Annotated in this window: 13 protein-coding genes; 11 read left to right on the top strand and 2 right to left on the bottom strand. The window is 70.3% G+C overall.

Annotation, left to right across the window (positions count from 1 at the left end; genetic code table 11):
• Nucleotides 1-52: 52 nt before the first annotated feature.
• The gene (locus M4D77_RS21740) at nt 53-577 is read right to left on the bottom strand and encodes a hypothetical protein (protein ID WP_259937365.1); all 525 of its coding nucleotides are present in this window, start codon (nt 575-577) and stop codon (nt 53-55) included.
• A 126-nt stretch (nt 578-703) separates the two neighbouring features.
• Here M4D77_RS21740 and alr point away from each other — a divergent pair, with 126 nt between their 5' ends.
• The 8 genes from alr to groL all read left to right on the top strand — a co-directional run bounded on the left by alr (nt 704) and on the right by groL (nt 7988).
• Nucleotides 704-1888 carry an alanine racemase gene (gene alr / locus M4D77_RS21735; protein WP_259937364.1) on the top strand — a complete coding sequence of 395 codons (1185 nt, stop codon included), beginning with the start codon at nt 704-706 and terminating at the stop codon, nt 1886-1888.
• Entirely contained in the window at nt 1885-3021 is a 1137-nt protein-coding gene (locus M4D77_RS21730; RefSeq protein ID WP_259937363.1) for an alpha/beta fold hydrolase, read from the top strand. Before alr ends, M4D77_RS21730 begins: the two co-directional genes overlap by 4 nt.
• Nucleotides 3018-3494: a tRNA (adenosine(37)-N6)-threonylcarbamoyltransferase complex ATPase subunit type 1 TsaE gene (gene tsaE / locus M4D77_RS21725; protein ID WP_259937362.1), complete on the top strand. Its 477-nt coding sequence runs from the start codon at nt 3018-3020 to the stop codon at nt 3492-3494. Before M4D77_RS21730 ends, tsaE begins: the two co-directional genes overlap by 4 nt.
• A complete protein-coding gene (tsaB, locus tag M4D77_RS21720; RefSeq protein ID WP_137809234.1) occupies nt 3491-4195 on the top strand; it encodes a tRNA (adenosine(37)-N6)-threonylcarbamoyltransferase complex dimerization subunit type 1 TsaB in 705 nt (234 codons plus the stop codon). Before tsaE ends, tsaB begins: the two co-directional genes overlap by 4 nt.
• Nucleotides 4192-4701, top strand: coding sequence for a ribosomal protein S18-alanine N-acetyltransferase (gene rimI, locus M4D77_RS21715; RefSeq protein ID WP_259937361.1), 510 nt, complete (start codon nt 4192-4194; stop codon nt 4699-4701). Before tsaB ends, rimI begins: the two co-directional genes overlap by 4 nt.
• The gene (tsaD, locus tag M4D77_RS21710; protein ID WP_259937360.1) at nt 4698-5744 is read left to right on the top strand and encodes a tRNA (adenosine(37)-N6)-threonylcarbamoyltransferase complex transferase subunit TsaD; all 1047 of its coding nucleotides are present in this window, start codon (nt 4698-4700) and stop codon (nt 5742-5744) included. The genes rimI and tsaD overlap by 4 nt, the downstream gene beginning before the upstream one ends.
• A gap of 195 nt (nt 5745-5939) precedes the next feature.
• Complete coding sequence (gene groES / locus M4D77_RS21705; protein ID WP_004019185.1) at nt 5940-6239, top strand: co-chaperone GroES; 300 nt, start codon at nt 5940-5942, stop codon at nt 6237-6239.
• A gap of 132 nt (nt 6240-6371) precedes the next feature.
• On the top strand, nt 6372-7988 hold the full coding sequence (gene groL, locus M4D77_RS21700; protein ID WP_058250696.1) for a chaperonin GroEL: 1617 nt from the start codon (nt 6372-6374) through the stop codon (nt 7986-7988).
• A 99-nt stretch (nt 7989-8087) separates the two neighbouring features.
• Here groL and M4D77_RS21695 read toward each other — a convergent pair whose 3' ends face one another.
• The gene (locus M4D77_RS21695; RefSeq protein ID WP_010841865.1) at nt 8088-8384 is read right to left on the bottom strand and encodes a WhiB family transcriptional regulator; all 297 of its coding nucleotides are present in this window, start codon (nt 8382-8384) and stop codon (nt 8088-8090) included.
• Between the two features lie 416 nt (nt 8385-8800).
• On the opposite strand from M4D77_RS21695, the gene M4D77_RS21690 reads away from it, so the two are divergent.
• From M4D77_RS21690 to M4D77_RS21680, 3 genes are all read left to right on the top strand, one after another.
• Nucleotides 8801-9760 carry a hypothetical protein gene (locus M4D77_RS21690; RefSeq protein WP_259937359.1) on the top strand — a complete coding sequence of 320 codons (960 nt, stop codon included), beginning with the start codon at nt 8801-8803 and terminating at the stop codon, nt 9758-9760.
• Between the two features lie 175 nt (nt 9761-9935).
• Nucleotides 9936-10523, top strand: coding sequence for a sigma-70 family RNA polymerase sigma factor (locus M4D77_RS21685; RefSeq protein WP_010841867.1), 588 nt, complete (start codon nt 9936-9938; stop codon nt 10521-10523).
• The gene (locus M4D77_RS21680) at nt 10507-11580 is read left to right on the top strand and encodes an anti-sigma-D factor RsdA (protein WP_226512903.1); all 1074 of its coding nucleotides are present in this window, start codon (nt 10507-10509) and stop codon (nt 11578-11580) included. The genes M4D77_RS21685 and M4D77_RS21680 overlap by 17 nt, the downstream gene beginning before the upstream one ends.
• The last annotated feature ends 26 nt before the right edge of the window (nt 11581-11606 follow it).

Genomic DNA, 11606 nt, shown 5'->3' with positions numbered 1-11606 from the left:
CCGATCGGGGCGTCGACGCTGCTGGCGGCGCTGCGGCCGGCGATCCGTGAGTTCACCACGCCGCCAGCACGAACGCGAGCGGGTACAGCGTCGTCAGCACGCTGAACGCGGTGACCGACGACAGCACGATCGCGTCGGCGATGACGCCCGGGCGCCGAAAGGCGCCGTGCCTGACCCGCTGGACGAACGACACGACGAGACCCGCGCAGGCGACGATCGTCATGAGTACTCCCACGCCGAAGGCGACGAGAGCCGCGACCCCGTACCCGTCGGCGGGTTCGCCCGCCATGGCGTGCCCGAGGGCGAGAAGGAAGAGCACCGCGGCCGTGGCGAACGCCACCCACCCGATCGTGTTGGCGGCCCACGACGTCAGCGATGCGCGCAGGCCCGGCCGACCGGTAGGCGCGGGCGGGACGACCGGGTCGACGGGCACGAAGCCGGCGGGCGTGAAGCCGGCGAGGTCGTGGGCTGGGCGCAGGCCGACCGGGGTGAGAACGGCGGGGTCCTGCGGATTCGAGTTCGTGTACATGGTGACTTCCGGTGGATGCGGCGGTTCGGGATCAGCGTCGGGGTCCACTCAACCGTCCTGCCCGACGCCGCGCATCGGTGTGACTACTCAGACCATCTCCGCAGAACGACGCGCACCTCACGCCGGAGGCAGCCGGGACGAGCCGCACCCGGCGATCTGGGACAATGGTCGACGATGACTTCCCCTGCTCTGACCGCGACCGTGGATCTCGGCGCGATCGCCCACAACGTCGGCGTGCTGCGCGCCGCTTCGGGCGCTGACGTGATGGCGGTCGTGAAGGCCGACGCCTACGGCCATGGCGCCCTGCCGGTGGCCCGCGCCGTGCTCGCGGCCGGCGCCGCCGAACTCGGGGTCGCGCACCTCACCGAGGCCGCCGCGCTCCGCGCCGCCGGCATCGACGCCCCGATCACCGCGTGGCTGCACACGCCGGGAGCCGACTTCGCCGGAGCGATCGTCGACGGCATCGACATCGCACTCTCGTCGATCTCCCAGCTCGACGCGGTGATTGCGGCGGCACACCGCACCGGTCGGTCGGCGGTCGTCACCGCGAAGGTGGACACCGGCCTCAATCGCAGCGGCGTCGCGGTGGACGAGTGGGCGGATTTCGCCGAGCGGGTGGCGAAGGCGCACGTCGACGGCTCGGTGACCCTGCGTGCGGCGATGTGCCACCTCGCGCGCGGCGACGAACCCGAGCACCCGCTGAACGACGCGCAGGCGCAGCGACTCGACGCCGCGGTCGCCGACCTGGCCCGCCTCGGCGCTGCACCGCAGGTGGTCCACATCGCCAATTCGCCTGCCGCGCTGACCCGTCCGGATCTCGCCCGCGACCTGGTACGGCCGGGGATCGCCGTCTACGGCCGGACCCCGGTACCGGCACGCGGCGACTTCGGGCTGATCCCGGCGATGACCCTGACCGCGACCATCGCGCTCGTGAAGAAGGTCGCCGCGGGGCAGGGTGTGTCCTACAGCGAGACGTGGATCGCGCCGCGCGACACGGTGGTGGCCGTGGTCGCCGCGGGGTACGCCGACGGCGTGCCGCGCCTGCTGTCGGGCCGGATCCGGGTCCGGATCGGCGAGCGGATGTTCGACGGGGTGGGCCGGATCTGCATGGATCAGCTCGTCGTCGACCTCGGACCCGACGGCGCGGGTGTCCGCGAGGGCGACCAGGCCGAACTGTTCGGCACCGGCGCCTCGGGCGGCCCCACCGCGAAGGACTGGGCGGACGCGATCGGCACCATCGACTACGAGATCGTCTCCCAGGTCGGGACGCGCGTGGTCCGTCGTTACCTCCGCGAGACGCAGGTCGGGCTCGACCCCGAGACCACGGCAACCACGAAGTCCATGGGGACCGGACAGTGAGCGAGGCAGCATTGGTGGATTCCGACCGGGTCGGACTGCTGGCCGGGGTGGCGGGGATCGCCGCCCTGGGCGGCATGGCAGCCGTCGGGGCAGCGCGCAACATCGCCCGCAAGAGCGTGGTGGGCCGGCCGGACCCGCACGCCGATGTCGATCTCACCGCGCTCTACCGCGAGCGGGGGACCACGGTCACCGCCGATGACGGCCTGGATCTCGCGGTGCGGATCGTCGACCTCGGGACGGTGTCGGAAGGCTCCGTGCCCGACCTCACGATCGTGTTCGTGCACGGCTTCAGCCTCCGGCTGTCGAGCTGGCATTTCCAGCGCGAGCAACTCGCCGCCGAGTGGCACGATCGCAACTACCGGCTGGTGTTCTTCGATCACCGGGGGCACGGGGAGAGCGACCCGGCCCCGACCGAGACCTGCACGATCGCGCAGCTGGCCGACGACGCGGCAGCGGTGATCCGTGCCACCGTACCCATGGGACCCGTTGTGCTCGTGGGTCATTCGATGGGCGGGATGACGCTGATGGGGCTCGCGCGCCGGCACCCGGCCTTGTTCTCGTCGCACGGTCCGGTCGCCGGGGTGGCGCTGGTGGCGACGGCGTCGCGCGGTGTCACCGACGCCGGACTCGGTGAGGGACTGCGCAATCCGGTGGTGGATGCCTTCCGGATGAGTGTGCGCCGCGCGCCGCGCCTGGTCCAGGCGGGCCGCGGACTGACCCGCGCCGCCCTCGAACCGGTGCTGGTCGCGGCGAGTTTCGGGCCGACGTTCTACAGTCCGGCCCTCGGCGCCGCGGTGGACACGATGATCCAGAGCACGCCGATCGAGACCATCGTGAACTTCCTGCACGCCTTGGAGATCCACGACGAGTCGACCGCCCTGCCGGTGGTCGCCCAGGTGCCGACCACGGTCGTGTGCGGGGACCGGGACCGGCTCACACCATTACGCAACTCGGTCCGGATGTACTCCCAGCTGGGCGCCGATTCCCGCCTGGTCGTCGCCAAGGGCGCGGGCCACATGGTCCAGATGGAGGAGCCCCGGCTCGTCAGCGACGCGATCGCCGAACTGGTGGATCGCGCGCGGATCGCTCTGCCGGCCCCCCGTCGGCGCTGGTGGAAGCGAGGCCGCCGATGAGCGGCGTGGGTCCCCGCGGTACGCGCGACCTCCCCGAGGTCGATGACACCGAGGCCTTCGGCGCCGAGCTGGCGTCGACCCTGTCCGCAGGTGACGTGGTCATCCTCGACGGTCCGTTGGGCGCGGGAAAGACGGCGCTGGCCCGCGGGATCGGTGCCGGTCTCGGCGTCGAGGGGCGGGTGACCTCGCCGACGTTCATCATCGCCCGCGAGCACCGGCCGGGCCGGCCCGACCGCCCGGGGATGGTCCACGTCGACGCCTATCGGCTCGGCGGTACGGGGAGCGGTTCCGGGATGCTCGACGAACTCGATGCCCTGGACCTGGACTCCGACCTGGACAAGGCGGTCGTCGTCGTCGAGTGGGGCGAAGGTGTGGCCGAGCGGCTCGCCGACCGGCATCTGGTCGTGCGGCTGCGACGGGACACCGAAACCGATGTGCGACACGCCGAGTGGGAGTGGGTGAGCGCGGAATGAGTCAGGGTCTGGTGCTGGCGGTCGACACCGCCACCGACTCGGTGGTGGCCGGAGTGGCCGAACTGCGCGACGGTGAGGTGCGCGTGCTGGCCGAACGGGTGGTCGCCGACCACCGACGGCACGCGGAACTGCTCACCACCCTGGTCGCCGAGTGTCTTGCCGAATCCGGCACGGCCCGAACCGAACTGACCGCGGTTGTCGTCGGCTGCGGGCCCGGGCCGTTCACCGGACTCCGGGTGGGGATGGCGACCGGCGCCGCCTTCGCCGACGCGCTGGGGATACCGGCGTATGGCGTGTGCTCCCTCGATGCGCTTGCCGTCGACGCCGGTCCGGACGACGCAGGATCGCGAGCTCTGGTGGTGACCGACGCGCGCCGGCGCGAGGTCTACTGGGCGCTCTACGAGGGTGGCCGCCGTGTGCGCGGCCCCGAGGTGACCGCGCCCGCGGTGGTCGCCGAGGAGCTCGCCCCCGATGTCGCCGGGGGGCGGATCGGTGCGGTGGCGGGTTCTGCGGCCCACCTCGAACTCGCCGGCTGGACCGGTGATCCACCCGCGACCGGCGTGCCGACCGTACGCGGGGTGGTCATGGCGGCTGCCGCCGACATCGTCGCGGGCGCCGAACCCGAACCCCTTGTGCCGCTGTATCTACGACGCCCCGACGCGGTGGAGCAGAAGGCCCGTCGGGCGGGTGCGGCGCGATGACCACACCGGAGCTGGTCATCGACGCGCTCACCTTCGTTGACATCCCGCGCTGCGCCGCGCTGGAACGGCGGATGTTCGCCGACGACTCACCCTGGCCCGCCGCGGCTTTCCGCGCCGAACTCAACGCCCCGTACAACACCTATTTCGCGGCTCGGGAGCGCCTCGGCGCCGACGTCATCGGTTACGCCGGGATCTCCACGCTCGGGCAACCCGACGCCTGGGAGTGCGAGATCCACACCATCGCCGTCGATCCGGACCATCGGGGACGGGGAGTGGGCCGGGCGCTGCTCGAGGCCATGCTCGCCGTCGCGGACGAGAACGACGCCGCGGTGTTCCTGGAGGTACGCACCGACAACGAGGTGGCGATCGGGCTGTACTCGCATCACGGGTTCAGCACCGCGGGTCTTCGCCGCAACTACTATCAGCCGTCCGGCGCGGATGCCTACACGATGCTGCGGCTCCCGGTGTCGGGCCGGCCGCTCGAACCGGAGGAGGGCCCGGCGTGATCGTTCTCGGCATCGAGAGTTCCTGCGACGAAACGGGTGTCGGCATCGTCCGGTGGACGCCGGGCGACAGTGACACACCCGGATTCGCGACGATGCTGGCCGACGAGGTCGCGTCGAGCGTGGACGAACACGCCCGGTTCGGCGGCGTGGTCCCCGAGATCGCCTCCCGAGCGCACCTGGAGGCGATCGTCCCCACGATGCGTCGGGCGCGGGAGGCGGCCGGCATCGACCGTCCCGACGCCATCGCGGTCACCATCGGGCCGGGACTCGCCGGCGCGTTGCTCGTCGGGGTGGCCGCGGCGAAGGCGTACGCACTCGCCTGGGACGTACCGCTGTACGCGATGAACCATCTCGGCGGGCACGTCGCGGTGGACACCCTCGAGCACGGACCGATGCCGGAGTGCGTCGCACTGCTGGTCTCCGGTGGACATACGCACCTGCTGCACGTCACCGATCTCGCCGAGCCCATCGTCGAACTGGGCACCACGGTCGACGACGCGGCCGGGGAGGCCTTCGACAAGGTCGCCCGCCTGCTCGATCTCGGTTTTCCCGGGGGGCCGGCGCTGGACCGCGTCGCCCGTGAGGGTGACCCGGGTGCGATCGCCTTCCCACGCGGTATGACCGGTCCCCGCGACTCACGGCACGACTTCTCTTTCAGCGGACTCAAGACCGCGGTCGCACGGTATGTCGAGAAATGCGTGCGCGACGGAGTGGAAGTACCGGTGGCGGACGTCGCGGCCTCGTTCCAGGAGGCGGTGGCGGACGTGCTGACGATGAAGGCGGTCCGGGCCTGCGGTGACCTCGGGGTGGACACCCTGGTCCTCGGCGGAGGTGCCACCGCCAATTCGCGCATCCGATCGCTGGCGGAGGAACGCTGCGGGGCGGCCGGGATCGACCTGCGGGTTCCGAAGCCGCGCCTGTGCACCGACAACGGCGTCATGATCGCGACGCTCGGCGCTCATGTGATCGGCGGGGGCGCGGCGCCCTCGCCGCTGACCGTGGCGTCGGACCCGGCGATGTCGGTGCGTGTCAGTCAGCTGTAGCGGACGGAGCCCGGCCGTCTTCGCGGGGAGCGAACACGGCCGGGTTTTTGCAGCCTCCACCCTTGAGTGCTGGCACTCGCATGTATAGAGTGCTAGATGGCGCTGACCGAAGCCTCGGACACCCGCGACGACGGGGTTTTGCAGGGCCGTGAACGTGCAGATTCTTTCTCAGTACGAAAGTTGAGGACTCACATCGTGGCGAGCGTGAACATCAAGCCGCTTGAGGACAAGATCCTGGTGCAGGCCGTCGAGGCCGAGACGACCACCGCGTCGGGCCTGGTCATCCCGGACTCCGCCAAGGAGAAGCCGCAGGAAGGCACCGTCATCGCTGTCGGCGAGGGTCGGGTCACCGAGCAGGGCAACCGCGTCCCCGTGGACGTCAAGGAAGGTGACACCGTCATCTACAGCAAGTACGGCGGCACCGAGATCAAGTACGCCGGCGAGGAGTACCTGATCCTCTCGGCGCGCGACGTCCTCGCCGTCATCGGCAAGTAGGACCGGCACCGAACTCCGGCCGAGTTAGACCCCGCGAGCCTTCATCGCGTCTCACATCGCCCCGGCGCCCCGTGCAGGGGTACCGGGGCGATGTGCGTTACGCCGACAGGCTCCCGTTGCAGAAAGTGATTCATGGCCAAGCAGATTGAATTCAACGAAACCGCGCGCCGGGCGCTCGAGCGAGGCATCGACCAGCTCGCCGACACCGTGAAGGTCACCCTCGGCCCGCGCGGACGGCACGTGGTCCTCGCCAAGGCGTTCGGCGGACCGAGTGTCACCAACGACGGCGTCACCATCGCGCGCGACATCGAGCTCGACGATCCGTTCGAGAACCTCGGCGCGCAATTGGTGAAGTCCGTCGCCACCAAGACCAACGACGTGGCGGGCGACGGCACCACCACCGCGACCGTGCTGGCACAGGCGATGGTCAAGGCCGGCCTGCGCAACGTCGCCGCCGGGTCCAACCCGATCGCTCTCGGGCAGGGCATCAGCAAGGCCGCCGATGCGCTGAGCGAGGCCCTGCTCGCCGCTGCGACCCCCGTCGCCGGTGAACAGGCCATCGCCCAGATCGCCACCGTGTCCTCCCGCGACGAGGAGATCGGCGAGATGGTCGGCAAGGCGATGACCGCGGTCGGCGCCGATGGTGTCGTGACCGTCGAGGAGAGCTCGGGGCTGAGCACCGACCTCGAGATCACCGAGGGCGTCCAGTTCGACAAGGGCTTCCTCTCGCCCTACTTCGTCACCGATCTCGACAGCCAGGAAGCGGTTCTCGAGGACGCGCTGGTCCTGCTCTACCGCGACAAGATCAGCTCCCTGCCGGACTTCCTGCCGCTGCTGGAGAAGGTCGTCGAAGCAGGCAAGTCGCTGCTGATCATCGCCGAGGATGTCGAGGGCGAGCCGCTGTCGACCCTCGTCGTGAACTCGATCCGCAAGACGATCCGCGCCGTCGCCGTCAAGGCGCCGTTCTTCGGCGACCGCCGCAAGGCCTTCCTCGAAGACCTCGCGATCGTCACCGGCGGAACCGTCGTCTCCTCCGACATCGGCCTGAGCCTGCCGACGGTCGGTCTCGACGTGCTCGGCTCGGTCCGTCGCGTCGTCGTCACCAAGGACGCCACCACCCTCGTCGAGGGTGCCGGCACCAAGGACGCGATCGCGGACCGTTCGGCGCAGCTGCGTCGGGAGATCGAGCAGTCCGACTCCGACTGGGACAAGGAGAAGCTCGCCGAGCGTCTGGCAAAGCTCTCCGGTGGTGTCGCGGTGATCCGCGTGGGTGCGGCCACCGAGACCGCGCTCAAGGAGCGCAAGCACCGCGTCGAGGACGCCGTCGCGGCGGCCAAGGCCGCCGTCGAGGAGGGGATCATCCCCGGTGGTGGCTCGGCCATCGTGCAGGCGTCGAAGAAGCTCGACGCCCTCGCCGAGTCCCTGACCGGTGACGAAGCCCTCGGCGTGCGGGTCGTCCGCGACTCCGCGCGGGCGCCGCTCTACTGGATCGCCGCGAACGCCGGACTCGACGGCGCGGTCGTGGTCGACAAGGTCGCCGGTGGGGCCGAGGGCTCGGGGTTCAACGCCGCGAGCCTGTCCTACGGCGACCTCGTCGCCGAAGGCATCATCGACCCGGTGAAGGTCACCCGGTCGGCGGTCGTCAACGCCGCGTCGGTGGCCCGCATGGTGCTGACCACCGAGACGGCGATCACCGATCAGCCGGCCGACGAACCGGCCGGTCACGCCGGACACGGGCACGCGCACTGACGTAACTCCGCGCAGTTCGACGAACACGAGAGCCGGGCATCCTCGCAGGGATGCCCGGCTCTCGGGGTCGTGGTCTGGTCGGGTTCAACGCCCCCGGCCTCAGCTGGCCATCCGGCGGCCGACGCCCCGCTTCATCAAGATGCTGCGCTCGGATTCGGACAGTCCGCCCCAGATGCCGTACGGCTCCGCCACCGCGAGTGCGTGCTCCCGGCATTGCGCGATGACCGGGCACTGGTGGCACATCTCTTTGGCGCGTCGCTCACGCTGCGCTCGGGCGCGGCCGCGTTCGCCGTCCGGATGGAAGAACATCGACGAGTCGACGCCGCGGCAGAGTCCTGACATCTGCCAGTCCCAGATGTCAGCGTTGGGGCCGGGGAGATGATTGGGCTGAGGCATGACAGCTACTCCTTGTCGTGGGCCGCACCGGGGTGCTTCGGTGGGAAACGTCGATTTCCTGCAACGCTGAACTCACATTAAGCGGGCCTGAGAAATTGCGTCAATAGCCCTGAAATGGGACAGGATTGCTGCGAAAGTCTCAGAAATGTTAACGGCGGGTTAGGTGATCGCGGTTGGATAGCACAGCGCGGATGCAGTGTTGCGGTGCCCCCTGAACCGGGGCGACCGACCCGGTGTGACCTGCGATGATGGCTGCCGGGTCCGGGTCTTCGTCCAGTGCGTCGGACGTAGGGGTGTGGTGACGTCGATCGGACCGATTTACACGGCGGAAATCTTCCGATGATGCACCCGTGATCTGTCCTGAGAATTAACGTTGGGAATCGTTCGTTAAATTTATGCAAACCGAAAAAGATCGAGTGACCAAGAACACCTCCTCGACGCTCGACAAAGCCGTTGAGCTGCGTCGACACCCCTCCTTGCGGCCGTCGGCGGTCCCGCTGCTGCATGCGTGGGCCGCGGCGGTCCGCGCCGGCGGGGACGGGAACTACGCCCGCGCCCTCACCGAGCTCGCGTCCCTCGAACGGGTCGCCGGTGTGCGGGCGCGGGTATCCGCGCCCACCGACCCCCACCTCGCCGTGCTGTCGCTGTGTCAGAGCACGCGGGCCTCCCTGGTCCGCCAGGCCGGGCGACACCACATCTCGCATGGGATCGACGGCCGAGCCCTCCTCACCGTCGGCATCTCCGGCGCCCGGGCCGAGCCGGGTGCATCGGGCCCCGGGCCACGCGAGGTCTCGCTTCTCCGAGCGGCGGTCGCGGACGGACTCGTCGGGCTCGCGGCCGACAATCTGGGTCTGCTGCGGTTCGATGCGTCCCGTCGGCTGCTCGACCGGGCTCGAACGGTCCTCGATCCCACGGACGAGCGGCCGGTCGGGGCGAACCCCGAACAGTGGTCCTGGCGGCCGGCGGACGCGGACTGGATGACGGCCACGCGCTGCCGCCTGCGCTGGGAATGGGTGAGCGCCGAACTCGGTCTGTACCGCGGTGACGTGGCGTCCGGGCTCGAACACGCCCGAGCGGGGGCACTGCTGGTGCGGGAGATGCACGACGCGGCGACTCCGGTCCCGGCCCGCCATCGAGTGAAGACTGCGTTGATCGCCGCGGCTGCCGCCGCGGGCGCGGGGGATCGGGGTGGCACCGCGAACGCGGCGCGGGACGTCGTCGCCGACGCTCGCGACGAGGCCCTCCTGCCCCTGGAGTGGGCGGCGATGAGCCTGCTGCTGGGCACCGGAGCCGCGTCCGGCGACGAGGCCGTTCACCACCGCCGGCTCCGCGCCACGCTGATCGGCAAGGGCATGGCGCTGATGCCGGACGGTTGATCGCTAAGGTGTGTTGGGGTCTGCCACGTCGTCGCCGCCGGAGACGTCGCCGGAACGCGCTCTCCAGCCGCGTGCCACGACGATCGCCACCGGCGGCGTCACCGTGCCGGGGCCCGGACCAGGACCGGCAATTAGACCGGTTGGCCGACTTGTAACACGGGGATTCCTACGCGCGATGAAGTTGACAGGTGGTGAGTTGAACGACGCCGTCCGGGCCGCGGGCCAAGGCGATCGGGCAGCTCTCACGTCAGTTCTCGAAAGCGTGCAGGAACCGATCTTGCGCTACTGCCGAGGACGCATCGGGGTAGGGGAACGGCATCTGTTCTCCGCCGACGACATCGCGCAGGAGGCATTGATGGCGGTGATGACCGCGTTGCCACGGTACCGTGACCAGGGCAAACCGTTCATGGCCTTCGTCTACGGCATCGCCTCGCACAAGGTCGCCGACGCCATGCGGGTGGCGGCACGGGTGAAGTCGGACCCGGTCGAGGAGATCCCCGAGGTCTCACACGTCACCGGGGGTCCCGAGCAGTTCGCGATCGATGCCGACGGCAGCAGGCGGATGAGAGCCCTGCTGGGCATCCTCCCCGAGAAGCAACGCGAGGTACTGGTCCTGCGGTTGATCGTCGGGATGTCGGCGGAGGAGACCGCGCAGGCGATCGGCAGCACCGCGGGAGCAGTACGAGTCGCCCAGCATCGAGCGCTGGCGAAATTGAAAGACGAGTTGAGACGGACAGGAGGTCACGATGAGCGGACAGTCTGATTGGCGTAGACGCCGTGTCGCCGGTGGTGACCAGCCGAATCGACCCGGTCAGCCGCCGGCGCACCGTCGCGCGCCCGGTTCGAGCGGCCCGGCGCCCGCCGGGCCCGGACCCCGCCCGGTTGACCCGTTCTCCTCGGACGCGGAGTCCGGACTCGGCGCGTTCGATCTCTCCGCTTCCGACGACGCGCTCGACCTCTCCGAACTGAACTTCGACGAGAACTTCCTCGACGCGCTGACCCGCGATGTGCCGGTGCCGACCCGCGACGCGGCCGAGTATCAGCTGGCCGAGATGCTGTCGGGCTGGCGGTCGGAGATCGTGTCCACCCCCGAGCCCGAGCTGCTGTCCGTCGACGACGTCGAGCGGGCAATCGGGACCAGCGAGCGCGCGAGTCGCGGCCGCCGCATGGTCCGTCACCTGCGCGTCGTGTCGGGTGCCGCCGCGATCGTCATCGTTGCGGCTGCCGGCCTGACCGTGCTCTCCGAGGGCTCGCAACCCGGCGACCCGCTGTGGGGCATCAAGCAGGTCGTGTTCGCCGAGGCCGCGTCGCAGACGCAGGCGGCCCACGACGTCCGGAACAACCTCGAGCGTGCCGAGGCCGCGATCGCCGCCGGTGATCCGGGTGCGGCGGCCAGCCTGCTGGCCGAGGCGCAGGAGCGCATGGGTCCGATGGACAACGAGATGCGTGACGAGATGACGGACTGGATGAACCGCATCCGCGCGGGTGCGGGTCTGCCGATCGAGACCACCGATCCCGCACCGTCGACCGGTGCGGAACAGCCCGGGACGATCGACCCGACCCGGCCCGATCTCCGGAACTCCGAGGACCAGCCCTCACCCGACGCGTCGACGCCTCCGGGCGGCGGGACGGATGAACCGACCACGCCGTCCGAGCAGGCGAGCGAACCGCAGGAGCCGTCGTCGGTCCCGCCCTCGAGCGAGCCGGCAGAACCGTCGACGCCGTCGTCGAGCACGAAGGTCACCCGTTTCCCGGCCGAGTTCCCCGAGATCCCATGGACACCGCCGCCCGGCGTGGACGCCGGTCGGCCGATCGGCTGACGCGACCGCACCATCGCCGACCCGAA

It is taken from the genome of Gordonia sp. p3-SID1431 (genome assembly GCF_025143765.1).
GTDB lineage: Bacteria > Actinomycetota > Actinomycetes > Mycobacteriales > Mycobacteriaceae > Gordonia > Gordonia hongkongensis.
The sequence above is the reverse complement of the archived record's forward strand: the minus strand, read 5'-3'. Positions and strand labels throughout refer to the sequence as shown.

Bases quoted from the DNA above. Each gene is read 5' to 3' on its own strand.
- rimI (WP_259937361.1), top strand. From the start codon at position 4,192: ATGACCACACCGGAGCTGGTCATCGACGCGCTCACCTTCGTTGACATC.
- groL (WP_058250696.1), top strand. From the start codon at position 6,372: ATGGCCAAGCAGATTGAATTCAACGAAACCGCGCGCCGGGCGCTCGAG.
- tsaE (WP_259937362.1), top strand. From the start codon at position 3,018: ATGAGCGGCGTGGGTCCCCGCGGTACGCGCGACCTCCCCGAGGTCGAT.
- alr (WP_259937364.1), top strand. From the start codon at position 704: ATGACTTCCCCTGCTCTGACCGCGACCGTGGATCTCGGCGCGATCGCC.
- M4D77_RS21685 (WP_010841867.1), top strand. From the start codon at position 9,936: ATGAAGTTGACAGGTGGTGAGTTGAACGACGCCGTCCGGGCCGCGGGC.
- M4D77_RS21695 (WP_010841865.1), bottom strand. From the start codon at position 8,384: ATGCCTCAGCCCAATCATCTCCCCGGCCCCAACGCTGACATCTGGGAC.
- tsaB (WP_137809234.1), top strand. From the start codon at position 3,491: ATGAGTCAGGGTCTGGTGCTGGCGGTCGACACCGCCACCGACTCGGTG.
- M4D77_RS21680 (WP_226512903.1), top strand. From the start codon at position 10,507: ATGAGCGGACAGTCTGATTGGCGTAGACGCCGTGTCGCCGGTGGTGAC.